14 protein-coding genes are annotated in these 17,187 nt (G+C 63.3%); 5 read left to right on the top strand and 9 right to left on the bottom strand.

Annotation, left to right across the window (positions count from 1 at the left end; translation table 11 throughout):
• Nucleotides 1-62: 62 nt before the first annotated feature.
• A complete protein-coding gene (hemA, locus tag FJ527_RS01285; RefSeq protein WP_140787201.1) occupies nucleotides 63-1,340 on the bottom strand; it encodes a 5-aminolevulinate synthase in 1,278 nt (425 codons plus the stop codon).
• A 279-nt stretch (nucleotides 1,341-1,619) separates the two neighbouring features.
• Here hemA and galE point away from each other — a divergent pair, with 279 nt between their 5' ends.
• Nucleotides 1,620-2,615, top strand: coding sequence for a UDP-glucose 4-epimerase GalE (gene galE, locus FJ527_RS01280; RefSeq protein WP_140614724.1), 996 nt, complete (start codon nucleotides 1,620-1,622; stop codon nucleotides 2,613-2,615).
• A gap of 118 nt (nucleotides 2,616-2,733) precedes the next feature.
• On the top strand, nucleotides 2,734-3,984 hold the full coding sequence (locus FJ527_RS01275) for a D-amino acid dehydrogenase (protein WP_140821304.1): 1,251 nt from the start codon (nucleotides 2,734-2,736) through the stop codon (nucleotides 3,982-3,984).
• A 7-nt stretch (nucleotides 3,985-3,991) separates the two neighbouring features.
• On the opposite strand, the gene FJ527_RS01270 is transcribed toward FJ527_RS01275, so the two are convergent.
• Nucleotides 3,992-4,201, bottom strand: coding sequence for a hypothetical protein (locus FJ527_RS01270; protein ID WP_140821302.1), 210 nt, complete (start codon nucleotides 4,199-4,201; stop codon nucleotides 3,992-3,994).
• A gap of 144 nt (nucleotides 4,202-4,345) precedes the next feature.
• Here FJ527_RS01270 and FJ527_RS01265 point away from each other — a divergent pair, with 144 nt between their 5' ends.
• Nucleotides 4,346-6,172 carry an alanine racemase gene (locus tag FJ527_RS01265; protein WP_140660702.1) on the top strand — a complete coding sequence of 609 codons (1,827 nt, stop codon included), beginning with the start codon at nucleotides 4,346-4,348 and terminating at the stop codon, nucleotides 6,170-6,172.
• On the opposite strand, the gene FJ527_RS01260 is transcribed toward FJ527_RS01265, so the two are convergent.
• The 7 genes from FJ527_RS01260 to FJ527_RS01230 all read right to left on the bottom strand — a co-directional run bounded on the left by FJ527_RS01260 (nucleotide 6,173) and on the right by FJ527_RS01230 (nucleotide 13,316).
• On the bottom strand, nucleotides 6,173-7,549 hold the full coding sequence (locus FJ527_RS01260) for an FGGY-family carbohydrate kinase (protein WP_140660703.1): 1,377 nt from the start codon (nucleotides 7,547-7,549) through the stop codon (nucleotides 6,173-6,175).
• Entirely contained in the window at nucleotides 7,546-7,863 is a 318-nt protein-coding gene (rhaM, locus tag FJ527_RS01255) for an L-rhamnose mutarotase (RefSeq protein WP_140660704.1), read from the bottom strand. The genes FJ527_RS01260 and rhaM overlap by 4 nt, the downstream gene beginning before the upstream one ends.
• On the bottom strand, nucleotides 7,863-8,864 hold the full coding sequence (locus FJ527_RS01250) for an ABC transporter permease (RefSeq protein ID WP_140821300.1): 1,002 nt from the start codon (nucleotides 8,862-8,864) through the stop codon (nucleotides 7,863-7,865). The genes rhaM and FJ527_RS01250 overlap by 1 nt, the downstream gene beginning before the upstream one ends.
• Nucleotides 8,861-9,841 carry an ABC transporter permease gene (locus FJ527_RS01245; RefSeq protein WP_015319236.1) on the bottom strand — a complete coding sequence of 327 codons (981 nt, stop codon included), beginning with the start codon at nucleotides 9,839-9,841 and terminating at the stop codon, nucleotides 8,861-8,863. The genes FJ527_RS01250 and FJ527_RS01245 overlap by 4 nt, the downstream gene beginning before the upstream one ends.
• On the bottom strand, nucleotides 9,838-11,379 hold the full coding sequence (locus FJ527_RS01240) for a sugar ABC transporter ATP-binding protein (protein WP_140821298.1): 1,542 nt from the start codon (nucleotides 11,377-11,379) through the stop codon (nucleotides 9,838-9,840). The genes FJ527_RS01245 and FJ527_RS01240 overlap by 4 nt, the downstream gene beginning before the upstream one ends.
• An 83-nt stretch (nucleotides 11,380-11,462) precedes the next feature.
• The gene (gene rhaS / locus FJ527_RS01235) at nucleotides 11,463-12,458 is read right to left on the bottom strand and encodes a rhamnose ABC transporter substrate-binding protein (protein ID WP_015319234.1); all 996 of its coding nucleotides are present in this window, start codon (nucleotides 12,456-12,458) and stop codon (nucleotides 11,463-11,465) included.
• 54 nt (nucleotides 12,459-12,512) lie between these two features.
• The gene (locus FJ527_RS01230; protein WP_140821296.1) at nucleotides 12,513-13,316 is read right to left on the bottom strand and encodes a DeoR/GlpR family DNA-binding transcription regulator; all 804 of its coding nucleotides are present in this window, start codon (nucleotides 13,314-13,316) and stop codon (nucleotides 12,513-12,515) included.
• 187 nt (nucleotides 13,317-13,503) lie between these two features.
• Between FJ527_RS01230 and FJ527_RS01225 the strand changes: the two genes are divergently transcribed.
• Together FJ527_RS01225 and rhaI are read left to right on the top strand one after the other, a co-directional pair.
• A complete protein-coding gene (locus FJ527_RS01225) occupies nucleotides 13,504-15,606 on the top strand; it encodes a bifunctional rhamnulose-1-phosphate aldolase/short-chain dehydrogenase (RefSeq protein WP_140821294.1) in 2,103 nt (700 codons plus the stop codon).
• 112 nt (nucleotides 15,607-15,718) lie between these two features.
• Entirely contained in the window at nucleotides 15,719-17,011 is a 1,293-nt protein-coding gene (gene rhaI / locus FJ527_RS01220; protein ID WP_140821292.1) for an L-rhamnose catabolism isomerase, read from the top strand.
• Nucleotides 17,012-17,187: the final 176 nt, after the last annotated feature.

Below are 17,187 nucleotides of genomic sequence, written 5' to 3'. Positions count from 1 at the left end.
CTGACGAAGCCCGAATTGAAAGCCGCGTCAGCTGGCCGTCGGAGTAGAGTTTCAAACGGACTTCAGCCGCCCGACTTGGGCACCAGCAGTGGAATGATGCGGTCGCTCTTGGTCACTGAGGGCCGTCCCGCCGAACCGTAGGGGATGCCGAGCGCGTCCCAGGTTTCGACCAGCGCGTCCTGCAGTTCGGCGATTAGCGCATCGGAATGGAACGGCGTCGGCGTGATACGCAGCCGTTCGGTACCGCGTGGCACCGTCGGGTAGTTGATCGGCTGGATGTAGATGCCGTGGACGCCGAGCAGGCGGTCGCTCGCCATCTTGCAGAGTTCAGGATCGCCAACCAGCACCGGCACGATATGTGTCGGCGACTCCATCACCGGCAGACCGGCCGCCGACAGGATCTGCTTGGTTCGGCTCGCCTGCTGCTGCTGGGCGTCGCGCTCGGCCTGCGAGCGCTTCAGGTGACGGATCGAGGTGGTGGCCGCCGCGGCGATCGCCGGCGGCAGCGCCGTGGTGAAGATGAAGCCCGGCGCGTAGGAGCGCACCGCGTCGATGACGGCGCTGGTGCCGGTAATGTAACCGCCCAGCGTGCCGAACGCCTTGGCCAGCGTGCCTTCGATGATGTCGATGCGGTCGGCCAGGCCTTCGCGCTCGGTGATGCCGCCGCCGCGCGGTCCGTACATGCCGACGGCATGGACCTCGTCGATATAGGTCATGGCGTTGTAGCGTTCGGCAAGTTCGACGATCTCCTTGATCGGCGCGATGTCGCCATCCATCGAATAGACGCTTTCGAAGACGATCAGCTTGGCGCGTTCGCGCCCCGCGGTCTGCAGCAGGCTTTCCAGATGCGCGACGTCATTGTGGCGGAAGATCTTTTTCTCGGCGCCCGAGCGCCGCACGCCTTCGATCATCGAGGCATGGTTCAGTTCGTCCGAGATGATCAGGCAATTGGGCAAAAGCCGCGCTATGGTCGAGATCGAGGCCTCGTTGGAGACGAAGCCGGAGGTGAAGACCAAGGCGGCTTCCTTGCCGTGCAGGTCGGCCAGCTCATGCTCGAGCTCGACCAGCGGGTTGGACGTGCCGGAAATGTTGCGGGTGCCGCCGGCGCCCGATCCCATCTTGCCGGCCGCGTTCTGGAATGCGGCGATCACGTCAGGATGCTGGCCCATGCCGAGATAGTCGTTGGAACACCAGACGGTGATTTCCTCGGCGCGGCCGTTGGAACGCCAGACGGCGCGCGGAAACTTGCCCGCGATACGCTCCAGGTCGGCGAAGACGCGGTAGCGACGCTCGGCATGGAGCTGATCGATCGCTTCCTCGAAAAACCGCTGATAGTTCATGTCGACTTCCCAATTTTGCGCGGCATCATAATCATTGGCCTTTTGGCCGTCCACCGGGCCATTTTGGTCAAAATGCCACGCCCCGCACCTGTTCCTAACGTTGGCGGATCGTGGCCTATTCCGCTTCACGACACGCTCAGTGGATCACTTTTGTTTCCGCATGATGCCACATCAAGTGAACGCCGGTTACCTCTCGTTCTAATGGTCATGCGCGGGGCTTTCCAGTAAGGCGGTTGTTGAGACAGTTTCCGATAAATCTTGGGTAAGCGAGGACTTGGGATGACGGTTTTGGTGACAGGCGGCGCCGGCTATATCGGCAGCCATATGGTCTGGGAATTGCTGGATGCAGGCGAAAGCGTGGTCGTTCTCGACCGCCTTTCCACCGGCTTCGAATGGGCAGTGGCGCCGGAGGCAAAGCTGATTGTCGGCGATGTCTCCGACAAGGAATTGGTCGGCGGGATCATCCGGGACAATCATGTCGACGCCATCATCCATTTCGCCGGCTCCATCGTGGTGCCGGAATCGGTAGCCGATCCGCTCGCCTACTACGAGAACAACACCTCGAAGACCCGCACGCTGATCGAAACAGCGGTCCGCGAAGGCGTGCCGAATTTCATCTTCTCCTCGACAGCCGCCGTCTATGGCGGCGCCGGGCTGGAGCCGGTGCGCGAGGATGCCCGCCTGGCGCCGGAATCGCCCTATGGCCTGTCCAAGCTGATGAGCGAGTGGATGCTGCGCGACGCGGCCCTTGCGCACGACATCCGCTACACGGCGCTGCGCTATTTCAACGTCGCCGGCGCCGACCCGAAGGGCCGCACCGGCCAGTCCACTCCGGGCGCCACCCATCTGATCAAGGTCGCCTGCGAGACCGCGCTCGGCAAGCGACCCTTCATGCAGGTCTTCGGTACCGACTATCCGACGCCGGACGGCACCTGCATGCGCGACTATATCCACGTCAGCGATCTGGCCGCCGCGCATCGCCTGGCTTTGCAGCGGCTGCGCGCCGGGGGCGCCAGCCTCGTCGCCAATTGCGGCTACAGCCACGGTTATTCGGTGCTCGAGGTGATCGAAAGCGTGCGGCGTGCCTTCGGCCATGATTTCGAGGTCAGGATGGGCGACCGGCGTCCCGGGGATGCCGCGGCGGTGGTTGCGAATTCCGATCTCGCCCGGTCCGAACTGGGCTGGACCCCGCAACGCGACGATCTCGACCAGATCGTCAACGACGCGCTGTCCTGGGAACGCATCCTGACCAGCAAGAACTCCGCGCGGGGCTGAGCGCGCTTTCCCCAGGGGCTCACAAGCCCAGGGCTCGCAAGGCGCGCGGCGACGCGCTATGCAAGTATTCGCGACACAGCGTGGAGGCGCGGTGCCGCAATGAGCTTTGGGGGATGGCATGAAGATAACGGTGCTTGGAGCCGGCGTCGTCGGTACGGCGGCAGCCTACTATCTGGCCGCCGACGGCCACGAGGTCACCGTCATCGAGCGTCATGCCGCGCCGGCGCGAGGCACCAGCCAGTCGAATGCCGGGCTGGTGTCTCCAGGTGACGCCACCGCCTGGGCCTCGCCCGCGGCACTCAAGACGTTCCTGCGCGGGCTCTACAATCATGATCTCGGCATCAAGGTGCGGCTGCGCTTCGATCCCTATTTCCTCGCCTGGAGCCTGCGCTTCCTTCGCCAGTGCACGGTGGCCCGCCTGCGGGCAAACAGCCAGGTCAAGCTGCGGCTGGCGCTCTATTCGCGCGACTGCATCAACGCCATATCCGCCGATACCGGCATCCACTACGACGAGCGCAAGAAGGGCATCCTCTACTTCTTCCGCTCGCAGCACAGTCTCGACACCGGCACCGACAATTACCGCTATCTGGCCGAGCATGGCCTGCCGATCGAGATCGTCGGCCGCGACCGGCTGGTCGAGCTTGAACCAGGTCTTGCCGGGGTAAAGGAAAAGATCGCCGGCGGTGTCTACTCGCCGATCGACCAGACCGGCGATTCCCGGCAGTTCGTGGAAAACCTCGCTGCCTATGCCGCCGAAAAGCTCGGCGTGAGATTCCTTTATGGGACGACGGTCGAAGGCCTCGATATCGAGGGCGACCGGGTGCGGGCCGTGATGACCTCGGCCGGGCCGATCGCCGGCGATGCAGTGGTCATATCGATGGGGCCGGAGAGCGGCCTGCTCGGCCGGCGCTACGGCCTCGACCTGCCGGTCTATCCGGTGAAGGGCTATACCGCGACGATTCCGTTGGAGGATGAGAGCAAGGGCCCGACCATGGGCGGCGCCGACGAGGATCAGCTGATGGCTTATTCGCGCCTCGGCAATCGATTACGGTTGGCTTCGACCGCCGAGTTCACCGGCTTCGACCGCACCCACAAACCCAGCGACTTCGCCACCATGTTCAGAACCGGCAAGGACCTGTTCCCCGGTGCTTTCGACGAGAAGAAGGCCGAGCTATGGGCGGGTTTGCGGCCGATGATGCCGAACTCGGTGCCGGTCATCGGCCAGGCGAAATACCGCAACCTTTACCTCGACACCGGCCACGGCCATGTCGGCTGGACCATGGCGTGCGGCTCGGGAAAATTTCTCGCCGACCTCGTCGCCGGCCGCAAGCCGGAGATCGACCCGCAAGGCCTGGTCTACAGGAGCTGAGCAAGAACTAATCGTCGTGGCGACACCGAGTCCATTTGCCGGGCATCCATTCTGCAAGCCAGCCAGGCTCAAGTTTGGCAATCCCCGCCAGATTTTCTTGCCGGTCAATTAGATGCTTGAGACCTACGACTTCAAAATCTCCACAGTCCGCGGGATGATCGTGTTCGCCGCACGTCAGTTGCCACTCGCCATCGGAATGACGGACGACCAGTGCCACCGGTCTTTCCAATCGAAAGACGTGCCCACATACAATTGCTCTGGTTTCCAACATTGAGACCGTCACTTCTAGCTTTGACAGTTATCAGAAGATGATCTTGAAGATGCACCTGGCCGATAGATTATACAAACCCTGAGAGGAAAAATGTCGGGACCGCAAGTCGCCATCGACCTCGGCCGTATCGAGCGCAACGCACGCACCATTGTTGACCGCTGCGCATTGTCCGGCATCAAGGTTTTCGGCGTCACCAAGGGCACTTGCGGCATGCCGCAGGTGGCACGCGCCATGCTGCGCGGCGGCGTCTCCGGGATCGCCGAGTCGCGTTTCGAAAACATCCGCCGGCTGCGCGACAGCGGTATCAGCGCGCCGATCATGCTGTTGCGCAGCCCGCCGATGGCGCGCGTCGAGGAGGTGGTGCGCACCGTCGACGTCAGCCTGCAGTCGGAGCTGACGATCATCCGCGAGATCTCGCGCACCGCCGAGCGTATGGGCCGCGTCCACGACATCATGCTGATGATCGATCTCGGCGACCTCCGCGAAGGCATCTGGCCGAACGACCTCATCCACACGGTCGAGCGGATTCTCGACATGAAGGGCGTGCGCATCGCCGGCATCGGCACCAATCTCGGTTGCTTCGGCGCCATCATGCCGACGGAGGAAAATCTCGGCCAGCTCGTCGCTCATGCCTACAAGACCGAACGCCTGTCCGGGAAAAGCCTGGACTTCATCTCCGGCGGCGCGTCGTCGTCGCTGCCGCTGCTGCTCGAAGGCAAATTGCCGGCCGGCATCAACAATTTGCGCATCGGCGAGGCGATCCTGCAGGGCGGTGTCGAGACCTTCCGCGATGTCCCATGGGCGGAACTCGAACCCGATGCCTGCCGGCTGACCAGCGACGTCATCGAGGTCAAGCTCAAGCCGTCGCGGCCGATCGGCACCTCCGGCTACGACGCCTTCGGCAACCAGCCGGTCTTTCCCGACGAAGGCGACAGGCTGCGCGCCATCGCCAATATCGGCCGCGAGGATGTGCTGGTCGAAGGGCTGATCCCGATCGCCAAGGGGATAAGGGTGCTCGGCGCCTCCAGTGACCATCTGCTGCTCGATGTGCAGGATGCCGACCCGCCGCTCGCCGTTGGTGACCGCGTCGCCTTCCGCATGAGCTACGGCGCCATGCTTCTGGCCATGACCTCGGAATATGTCGAAAAAGCACCGATGCACGATGTCGCGGATTTCTCCGGCCGCAAGATGGTGTCGATCTCGGCCGAAGCGGAAGCGGCTCGCATCCTCGCGCGCGAAGCAACCGGCGCCCGGCTGGAGTCGATGAATTTCGACGTCGTCGAACTGGCCGATATCGATCGGCCGCCCTCGGGCCTGATCCGGTTCGCCGCCGGCGCCGATCGTCGCATCGCGCACAAGGCGCTGACCGCAACGGCCCGCGCGACCCATTCCTTCGGCCTGATCTGGATCGATTCCATCGCCGCGCTGATGCCGGAGGACGAAGATGGCATCGACCTGCCGGAGGCGTCGGTACTGGCGCGCTCGCTTGGCCTCGACCACAAGGCCGGCGCGCTGCAGCCGCAGCTGTCGCCGGAAAACGTCGTCATCATCGGACTGCGCCAAGCCGATCCGGCGGAAGTGCGGGTCCTGAAGGATTCGCGCGTCTCGGCCTTCACGATGACCGATATCGACGCGATGGGCATGCGCGACCTGATGCACGAGGCAATCCGCATCGCCACCTCGGGCACGCAAGGGTTTCATGTCAGCTATTCGCCCACGGCGACCGAATTCGCCGGCTGGGCGGCTGGCTCCGGCGGCCTCACCGTGCGCGAGACGCATCAGGCGATGGAGGCGATCGCGCTTTCCGGCGGGCTGCTTTCGATGGATGTCTCCGGCCTGGGTGCCGATCTGGAGCCCAGGATCGGTAGCGACGCGGTCAACTTCGTCATGTCGGCCTTCGGCAAGCGGATTCTCTGATCAGCCAATAGCCTCGACGGCCGCCCGCCATGCGCTGATATACTCCGCCCAGGCCGGATCGGCCGGCGGCTCCAGTGTTTGACCTTTGCCATGCGCCGCGCGCTGGTCCGATGCAAGCAGGGCGGCCCCGATGCTGGTGCCGGTAGCGGCTTCCGATGCGATGACGGCGCGGCCAGTGCTCGCGGCGAGCATCCGCGTGAACAATTGATTGCGCGCGAAAGGCCCCTCGACGGTCGTCGGGCCATCGCCGCCGACGAGGTCGAGGCAGGTCGCCGTCATCAGCGCCAGGTAGAAGGAGATGGCGGCAAAGCGTTGGCCGGGAGGGATCGCCTCGCCCTTGCGCCATGCGGCGGTGTGATGCGGAAACGGCCCCGAGCCTTGCTGGATCGAAGGCAAAAGCAATGTCTTGCGCGCCAGCACCGCGGTGACATCGCTGTCGCTCCAGCTCTGCGCCGAGCCCTCGGTCAGCAGCGAGAATTCGCGGCCACCCATGAACCGCGCCGAGGGCACGGGGTCGCCGAGCGCATTGACATTGACCAGCGTATCCCTTGCCGGATCGAGCGCCACCGTCTTGACGCCGACCGCCATCGACACCACCCAGGTGCCGGTCGAGACCACGCAGAAGGGCGGCGCATCTGACAGGAGGTGGGGCAGCAGCGAGGCGTTGGAATCGTGCAGGCCGCAAAAGACCGGGGTTTGTGGATCGAGCCCGGTCCGCTCCGCAAGCGCGGGCAGGATCGAGCCAAGCCGGTCCCTGGCCGGCCGCACCGGCGCCATCAGCTCGCGCCAGCCCAGGCGATCGACCAGCGCCGAAAAATCCCCCGTCCAGGGGTTCCACAAATCGGTGTGGCAGCCGAGCGAGGTGACCTCGTTGGCGGCCACGCCGGTCAGGCGCAGCGCCCAGTATTGCGGGTACATCAGCATCGCGGCTGCCCTGGCGAACTCCGTCGGGAAACTTTGCTGCTGCCAGAAGAATTGCGCGCCGAGATTGAGGCCGAGCGGCAGGCGCGGCGTGCCGGTCTCGGAGAAGGGCGGGCGGATCGCGTCATAGTCGGACGCCAGCTCATCGGGCCCATCGTATTCATAATCGAGGACAGGCAGCACCAGCTCGCCCGTGGCATCGACCAGCACGCCGGTCGCGCCATGCGTGGTGATCGAAACTGCGTCGATGCGCTGTTCGCGATTGAGGTCGGCAAGGCTGTCGAGGATGAACGCCCACAGCGCGTCGACATCGTGATGCGGGTAGGGCGCTTGTCGCACCGGCGCGTTCGCCACCCGGCGCAGCGTCACCTCCCTCAATGTGGCGAGATCGACCAGCGCCACCTTGGCATTGGTCTTGCCGATGTCGATGACGGCGATGTGGCGGACCGCGCTCATTCCATATGGAACATCATTTCCAGCGGCACCGCCACCGGCTCGTTATCCGGTTTCGCCTCCATGATGTCGGCCATTTCAGCCCACCAGCGCTGCATCACCGGATGCTTAGGCAGATCGTCCATGCCGTGATCATCGCGCCGCCACAGCACGCCGAACAGGATGTTCGTCTCTTCGTCGAGATGGATGGAGTAGTCGGAGATGCCGGCCTGCTTCAGCAACGCGACCAGCGACGGCCAGATTTCATCGTGGCGCTTTTTGTACTCGGCCTTCATGCCGGGTTTGAGCATCATCTTGAATGCGTATTTCTCGGGCATCAGGCCAAGCATCCCCCGCGCAGCCGCCGCCAGACGATCGGCAGCGCAATGACGATGATCAACAGCAGGCCGATGAAGATCGACATGACGATGCCGGGCACGTTGAGCAGGCCGAGGCCGAAGGTCACCAGCCCCATGATCAGGGCGGCAAGCACCACGCCGACGATGCTGCCGGCGCCGCCGAGGATGCTGACGCCGCCGAGCACCACCATGGTGATGACCTCCAGCTCATAGCCCTGTGCGATCGACGGGCGCGTCGAGCCGAGCCGCGACGTGATCAGCACCGAGGCGATGCCCGACATCAGGCCGGTCAGGCAAAACAGGATGAATTTTATGCGGCCGACGCGCACGCCGGAAAACTGCGCCGCGACCGGATTGTTGCCGATCGCGAAGACCCGGCGGCCGAAACTCGTGCGGTGCAGCAGGACCCAGTAGACCACCGCGGCGATGAGGAAGAGCACCAGTTCGAACGACACCACCCACCAGACATAACCCTGGCCGAAGAAGGCGAAGCTTTCGGGATAGCCCTTGTAGGCCTGGTCGCCGAGAGTGATGAAGGCGATGCCGCGAAACAGGCTCATCGTGCCGATGGTGACGACGATGGAAGGCAAGCCGAGGCGCGTGACCAGCAGTCCGTTGAAGGCGCCGCAGCCGAGCCCAACGACGATGCCGATCAGGACAAGCACTGGCGTGCCGGCGCCGGCCTGCACCGCCATGCCCATCATGGTCGAGGCGAGCGCGATGATGGCGGCCACCGACAGGTCGATCTCGCCCGAAATGATCAGTAGCGCCATGGCGAACGCGATCAGGCCCTTCTCTGTGAAATTGAACGTCAGATCGGACAGCGAATACGGATCGAGGAAATAGGGTGAGGCGAAACTGTTGATGGCAAAGATGGCGATGGCCACCACGACCAGCAGCGCTTCCCAGGAAAAGATCGCCGAAGAGAGCGGCTTGTCGAGCCGGTCGGGGATGTGGCGAGGGGCAGGGACGTCGGTCATGTCACCGCTTCCACTTTCTTGAGGATGATGCGGCCCTGCTGGCGTTCGCCGCGCGCGTTGAGCACGACCGCCAGGATGATGGCGCTCCCCGAAATCGCCATCTGCCAGAAGGGCGAGATGTTGATGACCGGCAAAGCGTTGGAGATGATGCCGAGGAACAGCGCGCCGAGCACGGCGCCGCCGACCGAGCCGATGCCGCCGGCGATCGATATGCCCCCGATGACGCAGGCGGCGATGATGTTCAACTCATAGCCGTTGGCGACCTCGACCGAGGCGATCACATAGCGCGAGATCCAGAGATAACCGCAGAGGCCACCGATCATGCCGGAGATGCAGAAGACGATGAATTTGGTCCGCCCGACATCGATGCCGGTATAGACGGACGCCGTCGGATTGACGCCGATGGCATAGATCGAGCGGCCGAGCGCGGTGCGCGTCATCAGCACGAAGAACAGCGCGATCACCAGGATGGCGATCCAGGACAGAACCGGAATGCCGAGGAAAGCAGCGCGCTGGAAGCCGATGAAATCCGGACTCATCCTGTCGGCATTGACCCAGGCGCCGCCGGACAGGACGAAAGTGGCGCCGCGATAGATGGTGAGCGTGCCCAGCGTCACCACGATCGAGGGGATGTTCAGACGCCACACCAAAAGGCCGTTGATGGCGCCGAGCACCAGCCCGACTGCGAGCGCGATGACGATCAGCAGCGGGATCGGGATCGCCGGGTGCGCGGCGTTCAGCATCGCCACCACCATTCCGGTGAAACAGAGGTTCGACGCCATCGACAGGTCGATCGAGCGCGTCAGGATGACGACCATCTGGCCGAGCGCCAGGATCATCAGGATCGAGGTGTCGTTGAACACCTGGCGCAGATTGCCGGGGTCGGCAAAGGCGGGGAAGCGCGTCGAGATCAGCCCGATCAAGGCGACGATGGCCGCGAGCAGCCAGATTTCGCGGTATTTGAGGAAAGCTTTCATGCCGCGATCCCTGCTGCTGTCCTGACCAGCGTCTCGGCATCCAGTCCCTTGTTGTCGTAGACCGCCGCGACAAGGCCCTCGCGCATGACGACGACGCGATCGGACATGCCGAGAATTTCAGGCAGTTCGGACGACACCATGATTACCGACAAGCCCTGCGCCACCAGTTCGGCCATGAAGCCGTGCACGGCGGCCTTGGAGCCGATATCGATGCCCTTGGTCGGCTCGTCCAGGATGATTACCTTGGGCGCGGTCGCCAGCCATTTGGCGATGACCACCTTCTGCTGGTTGCCGCCCGATAGCGTGCCGACATCCTGGCTGAGCGAGGAGGCCCTGAGGTCGAGCCGTTCCGTGTAGGAACGGGCCAGCGAAAACTCCTCCGCCAGCCGCAGCATGCCTGATTTGGAGGTGCGGTCGAGCGATGGCAGCGAAACATTCTGGAAGATCGGCAGGCCGATAACCACGCCCTGCTTGCCGCGTTCTTCCGGCACGTAGACGATGCCGGCCTCGATCGAATCCGCGGCCGATTTCGGCGCGATCGCCTTGCCATCCAGCGTGATCGTGCCGGCGCTTATGCGGGTAATGCCTGAAATCGCCTGCATCACCTCGCTGCGCCCGGCGCCGACCAGGCCATAGAAGCCGAGAATCTCGCCCTTGTGCAGTTCGAACCCGATATCCCTGAACTCGGTCGGATGCGACAGGCCGGAAACGGAAAGCACCGGTGCGCCGATCTCGGCCTTGCGCTGCGGAAAGATGTGGTCGACCGAACGGCCGACCATCATGCGCACGATCTGGCTCTGGCCGGCATCCCTGATCAGGCCTTCGCCGACCATCTCGCCGTCGCGGAACACCGTGTAGCGATCGGCAATGCGATAGATCTCGTCGAACTTGTGGCTGATGAACAGGATCGCCTTGCCCTGCTCCTTGAGGAATTCGATCAAAAGGAAAAGCTCCTCGATCTCCTTCATCGAAAGGGCTGCGGTCGGCTCGTCCATGATGACGATCTGGGAGTCGATCGACATGGCGCGCGCGACGGCGACGAGATGCTTGTTGGCGATGCCGAGATCCCTGAGCCGCGCATCGGCATCGATATGGCCGGCATGCATGGTGTCGAGCACTTCGCGCGCATTCTTGCGCATCGTGCGCCAGTCGATGGTGCCGAAGCGCGTGCGCGGCGCATGGCCGAGGAAGATGTTTTCGGCGACGCTGAGATCGTCGAACAGCACGGTTTCCTGATGGATGGCGGTGACGCCGTGGCCGAAGGCGGCGTGCGCGCTGGGCAGCGCGACGGCCTGGCCGTCGATGCTGATCGTGCCCGCATCGGGCTGGTAGATGCCGGTCATGATCTTGACCAGCGTCGACTTGCCGGCGCCATTCTCGCCGATCAGCGCGGTCACCTGGCCGGGATAGAGCGACAGGCTGACATTGTGCAGGGCACGGACACCGGGGAAGCTCTTGGAGATGCCGGACAGTGCCAGGCGCGGAGCGGAGGCCGGAAGCCGCTCGTCAGTCTCGCTGTGTCGGGCCGTCGTGTCCATATCCGTATCAAGCCCTGAAACTAGGTCCGTTTGAAGTCGCGGCGGGATGTGAGTCCCGCCGCGCCAGCTTGAAAGCTCCGAGATCAATAGATCTTGGAGAACTTCTCGATGTTGCTCTTGTCGAACTGGAAGGGCGGAGCCATCGCGGCCGAGTTGGTGTCGTCGAGCGTCACCTTGCCGACGCGGCCGATCGACAGCGTCGCACCCGGCTTGGCCTCTTCCTTCTTCACCGCCAGGTCGTGGGCGAGGTAAACGGCGGAGTAGCCGAGGTCGATCGGGTTCCACAGCGCAACCGCCTGGCTGGCGCCGTTGTCGATGAACTTCTTGAACTCCGACGGCAGCGCAAGGCCGGTGACATTGACCTTGCCGATCAGGTTCTCGTCGGTGACGACCTGGGCGGCGGCGACGACGCCGACGGTGGTCGGCGCGATGATCGCCTTGAGGTTCGGATAGGACTTCAACAGGCCCTTGGCCTCGTCCGTGCTCTTGGCCGAATCGTCATCGCCATAGACGGTGGCGACCAGCTTGATCTTGGGGAACTTCTCCGGCAGCACCTTCTTGGCAGCTTCGATCCAGGAATTCTGGTTGGTCGCGGTCGAGGAAGCCGACAGGATGGCGACATCGCCGCCTTCCGGCAGATAGTCGGCGGCGAGCTTGATGATGGTCTCGCCGATCAGGCCGGTGTCGGACGGATTGAGGTGAAGCTGGCGGCCTTCCTTGGCGACGCCCGAATCCCAGGAGATGACGGTGATGCCGCGCTCCATCGCCTTCTTCAGCACCGGCACCAGAGCGTCGGCGTCATTGGCGGAAATCGCGATGGCGTTGACCTTCTGCGCGATCAGCGAATTGACCACTTCGATCTGCGCCTCGGCGGTCGCCTTGGTCGGGCCGGTGTAGATGATGTCGACGTCGCCGAGTTCCTTGGCCGCCTCTTGCGCGCCCTTGTTGGCGGCATCGAAGAAGCCGTTGCCGAGGGACTTCACCACCAGCGCGATCTTGACGTTTTCCGCGTAGGCGGCATTCACGAACATGGCGGCCGAGAAGGCCGCCGTCACCATCAATTTCTTCAAGAAGCTCATCGAATTTCCTCCCTTGAGCGTTGCATTCCATCGCCGCTGCGGGCGTGAGGTGTCTCAGGCCTGCAGTGAAGATTCTTCTTTTGTCGACTTGCGGGCGACGATCAACGTCACCCCCGCGGCTTCCAGCATCTTTGCCTCGCGGTCCTCGATGCCGTCGTCGGTGATGACGGTGGCAATGCGCGAAAGACCGCACAGGATCAGGCTGGAGCGTTTGCGGAATTTCGAGGAATCGACCAGCACCACCAACTCGTCGGCCTGGTCGATCAGCTTCTGCTCCGCCTGGATCAGCAGTGGATCGCCTTCCATCAGGCCGAGAGGCCCCAGTCCCTGAGCGCCCATGAACATGCGGCGTGCGTAGAAATTGCGCGTCACGTCATTGTCGAAGGGCGACAGGATGATGTTCTGCTCGCGGTAGATGGTGCCACCCGACAGCATGACCGTGTTCTTGGAGTGCTTGAGCAGGTGCTCGGCGATCGGGAACGAATTGGTGAAGATCGGCATGCGGAGGCCGGTCAGGAAATACACCATCTGGAAGGTGGTGGTACCGCCATTGATGATGATCGGCTCGCCGTCCTTGCACAGTTCGACCGCTTCACGAGCGATCGCCCGCTTCTGCGCCGCGTTGAGCGTTTCGTTGACGGAGAAGGGCCGGCCAGCCAGCCCGATGAACTGCGGCGGCGATATTGCTTCAGCACCGCCGCGCACACGGCGCAGGCGCTTTTGGACATGGAGAGCCGCGATGTCGCGCCGGATCGTCGCCTCGGACGATTCCGTCAGGTCGACCATTTCCTGCACCGTCACCACAGGTTTTTCCTGGACGGCGGACAGAATGATCCTGTGGCGCTCTTTTTCGTGCATGGTTCCTCCCTGCCTGAGCATCTAGGCACCCAAATCGAGCAGTGTCAATCATTTCCGATCATATAATTTCATTGTGCAGTGCATATGATTGATATTGATCGTTTGTGATTGACAAGCGCGCCTGTTGCGTAGACATTCCCGAGCGAAAAAGGAGCGCATGGTGAGCGCTCCAAAGGGAGGATTACCTATGCTCGACAAGCGCTCCGGCTCGCGCCTCGCCAATCTGTGGGACGATGCGAAGGCGAAGGGGATGAGCGAGCCCGAGCTGCTGGTCTATCGCTCGAACACGCTCGGCTCCGACAAGCGCGTCACCAATTATGGCGGCGGCAACACATCCTCGAAGATATTGCAGAAGGATCCGCTCACCGGCCAGGATGTGGAAGTGCTGTGGGTGAAGGGGTCGGGCGGCGACAGCGCCTCGATCAAGCTTGATGGCTTCGCAACGCTCTACATGGACAAGCTGCGGGCGCTGAAGGGGCTTTATCGCGGCGTCGAGCACGAGGACGAGATGGTGGGCTATCTTCCCCACTGCACCTTCAACCTCAATCCGCGCGCGGCCTCGATCGACACGCCGCTGCACGCCTATGTGCCGAAGCCTTTTGTCGACCACATGCATCCCGATGCCATCATCGCCATCGCCGCCGCCAAGGATTCCAGGGTGCTGACGAACGAGATATTCGGCGATGCCATTGGCTGGCTGCCGTGGAAGCGGCCGGGCTTCGAACTCGGCCTGTGGCTGGAGAAATTCTGCGTCGAACACCCCACCGCCAGGGGCGTCATCCTCGAAAGCCACGGCCTGTTCACCTGGGGCGATACGCCGAAGGAGTGCTACGAAACGACGATTTCGGTGATCAACCAAGCGATAGAGTGGTTCGAGCGCCGCTCCGAAAGCGTGGCGATCTTCGGTGGGGAGGTGGTGAAGTCGCTCGATGCGGCTGCCCGCCGAGCGATTGCCGCCAAGCTGATGCCCAGGATTCGCGGCCTGGTCTCGGAAAAGAGCCACAAGCTTGGCCACTTCGATGACTCGCCCGCCGTGCTCGAATTCGTGAACTCCAGGGATTTGCGCCCGCTGGCAGCCCTCGGCACCTCGTGCCCGGACCACTTCCTGCGCACCAAGATCCGCCCGCTGGTGATCGAATTCGATCCCGCAAAGCCCGACGTCGATGCCGTCATCGCGCGACTCGCCGACGACATTGCCGAATATCGTGTCGGCTACCAAGCCTACTACGACAGCTGCAAGCATGCGGACTCGCCTGCTATCCGTGACCCCAACGCGGTGGTCTATCTGATGCCCGGCGTCGGCATGTTCACCTTCGCCGGCGACAAGGCGACAGCGCGCATCTCGGGCGAATTCTACGTCAACGCCATCAACGTCATGCGCGGTGCGTCGACCGTCTCGTCCTATGTCGGCCTGCCGGCGCAGGAAGCCTTCGATATCGAGTATTGGCTGCTCGAGGATTTGAAGCTGCAGCGCATGCCGAAGCCGAAGTCTCTCGCCGGCCAGGTCGCGCTGGTCACCGGCGGCGCCGGCGGCATCGGCCGCGCCACGGCCAACCGCCTGCTGCGCGAAGGCGCCTGCGTCGTGCTGGCCGATATCGACGAGGCGGCACTCGCCGGCGCCAACGAGGAACTGGCAAAAGCCTATGGCAGGGATTTCGTCCGCCCAGTTCTCATCAACGTCACCTCGGAGGACCAGGTCGTCGCCGGCTTCGCCGAGACGGCCGTCGAGTTCGGCGGCATCGACATTCTGGTCTCGAATGCCGGCTTGGCATCGTCGGCGCCGATCGAGGAGACGACCCTGGCGCTGTGGAACAAGAACATGGACATCCTGTCCACAGGCTATTTCCTGGTCTCCAGGGAAGCATTCCGGCTGTTCCGGGTACAGAAGATCGGCGGCAACGTCGTCTTTGTCGCCTCCAAGAATGGCCTGGCGGCATCGCCCAACGCCGCCGCCTACTGCACCGCCAAGGCCGCCGAAATTCATCTCGCCCGCTGCCTGGCGCTGGAGGGCGCGGAAGCCCAGATCAGGGTCAATGTCGTCAACCCGGATGCGGTGCTGCGCGGCTCGAAGATCTGGACCGGCGAGTGGAAGGAACAGCGTGCCGCCGCCTACAAGATGTCGACCGACGATCTGGAAGAGCACTACCGCTCGCGTTCGATGCTGAAGCGCTCCGTCTTCCCGGAAGACATCGCCGAGGCGATCTATTTCCTCGCCTCCGACATGTCGGCCAAGTCGACAGGCAACATCATCAACGTCGACGCCGGCAACGCACAGAGCTTTACGCGGTAGCCGCTCGCCGGCGCTCACGCTGGCCCCTTCTCTCCCGTCGCTATACGGGGAGAAGTTTCCGGCAGGCGGATGAGGGGCGCCGCCGACCGAATGCATTCTGGGAGGAACAGCAGTGTCCGAATCCATCATCTCCGCCGACATCGTCGCCAGCAGTAACGCCGCGCGCAAGATTGACCTCGAGCGTGACTATGCCTCGCTCGGCGAGCGCCTCGACCGACGCGGCATCGCCATCGACTCTATCCGCGACAAGGTGGAAAACTTCGCGGTCGCGATCCCGTCCTGGGGCGTCGGCACCGGCGGCACCCGCTTCGCCCGCTTTCCCGGCGCCGGTGAGCCGCGCGACATCTTCGACAAGATCGAGGATTGCGCCGTCATCCAGCAGTTGACGCAGGCGACGCCGACCGTGTCGCTGCACATTCCTTGGGACAAGGCCGATCCGAACCGGCTGAAGCAGGCGGCCTCCCGCTTCGGGCTTGGCTTCGATGCGATGAACTCCAACACCTTTTCGGACGCGAAGGACCAGACGCTTTCCTACAAATTCGGTTCGCTGTCGCATGCCGACGCCGACACGCGTCGTCAGGCGGTCGAGCACAATCTCGAATGCATCGAGATCGGCAAGACGCTTGGGTCGAAGGCGCTGACGGTGTGGATCGGCGACGGCTCCAACTTCCCCGGCCAGGTCAATTTCGCCAAGGCGTTCGAGCGCTATCTCGACGCGATGAAGGAGATCTATGCCGGGCTGCCGGACGACTGGAAGCTGTTCACCGAACACAAGATGTATGAACCTGCCTTTTACTCCACCGTCGTGCAGGACTGGGGCACCAACTACATCATATCAAGGGAGCTCGGCGACAAGGCCTTCTGCCTGGTCGACCTCGGCCATCATGCGCCCAACGTCAACATCGAGATGATCGTCTCACGGCTGATTCAGTTCAAAAAACTCGGCGGCTTCCACTTCAACGATTCGAAATATGGCGACGACGACCTCGATGCCGGGTCGATCGACCCCTATCGGCTGTTCCTGGTTTTCAACGAATTGGTCGATGCCGAGCTGTCAGGCCCCGAGGGGTTCGACCCCGCCCATATGCTCGACCAGAGCCACAATGTCACCGATCCGATCGAAAGCCTGATGCTGTCGGCGGTCGAGGTGCAGCGCGCCTATGCGCAGGCGCTGCTGGTCGACCGAAAGGCGCTTGAAGGGTTCCAGGACGGCAATGACGCGCTGATGGCGACGCAGACGCTGAAGGCGGCCTACCGAACCGATGTCGAGCCGATCCTTGCCATGGCACGGCTGAAGACAGGTGGCGCCATCGATCCGGTCGCCGCATACCGGGCGGCGGGCTATCGCGCCAAGATCGCGGCGGAGCGGCCAGCCGTCGCAGGTGGTTCCGGCGGGATCGTTTGAGGTAGAGCCGATCTTCCCCTTTGCGGGGGAGATGTCCGGCAGGACAGAGGGGACGCTGTCACGCCGACCTCCGAAAGTTGGCGATCCTTCACGCCTCCTCTGCCCTGCATCTCCACCACAAGCGAGCAGTCACCAACCCGTGAATGTCTTTATTGAAGATGGACTCGATCGCTCCA

Origin of the sequence: Mesorhizobium sp. B2-4-18 (assembly GCF_006441385.1) — a bacterium.
Classification (GTDB): Bacteria; Pseudomonadota; Alphaproteobacteria; order Rhizobiales; family Rhizobiaceae; genus Mesorhizobium; species Mesorhizobium australicum.
Note: the sequence above shows the minus strand (reverse complement) of the source record. Positions and strands in the feature narration are given on the sequence as shown.

Coding starts and splice junctions, on each gene's coding strand:
- hemA (WP_140787201.1), bottom strand. CDS start 1,340: ATGAACTATCAGCGGTTTTTCGAGGAAGCGATCGATCAGCTCCATGCC.
- galE (WP_140614724.1), top strand. CDS start 1,620: ATGACGGTTTTGGTGACAGGCGGCGCCGGCTATATCGGCAGCCATATG.
- FJ527_RS01275 (WP_140821304.1), top strand. CDS start 2,734: ATGAAGATAACGGTGCTTGGAGCCGGCGTCGTCGGTACGGCGGCAGCC.
- FJ527_RS01265 (WP_140660702.1), top strand. CDS start 4,346: ATGTCGGGACCGCAAGTCGCCATCGACCTCGGCCGTATCGAGCGCAAC.
- FJ527_RS01260 (WP_140660703.1), bottom strand. CDS start 7,549: ATGAGCGCGGTCCGCCACATCGCCGTCATCGACATCGGCAAGACCAAT.
- rhaM (WP_140660704.1), bottom strand. CDS start 7,863: ATGCCCGAGAAATACGCATTCAAGATGATGCTCAAACCCGGCATGAAG.
- FJ527_RS01250 (WP_140821300.1), bottom strand. CDS start 8,864: ATGACCGACGTCCCTGCCCCTCGCCACATCCCCGACCGGCTCGACAAG.
- FJ527_RS01245 (WP_015319236.1), bottom strand. CDS start 9,841: ATGAAAGCTTTCCTCAAATACCGCGAAATCTGGCTGCTCGCGGCCATC.
- FJ527_RS01240 (WP_140821298.1), bottom strand. CDS start 11,379: ATGGACACGACGGCCCGACACAGCGAGACTGACGAGCGGCTTCCGGCC.
- rhaS (WP_015319234.1), bottom strand. CDS start 12,458: ATGAGCTTCTTGAAGAAATTGATGGTGACGGCGGCCTTCTCGGCCGCC.
- FJ527_RS01230 (WP_140821296.1), bottom strand. CDS start 13,316: ATGCACGAAAAAGAGCGCCACAGGATCATTCTGTCCGCCGTCCAGGAA.
- FJ527_RS01225 (WP_140821294.1), top strand. CDS start 13,504: ATGCTCGACAAGCGCTCCGGCTCGCGCCTCGCCAATCTGTGGGACGAT.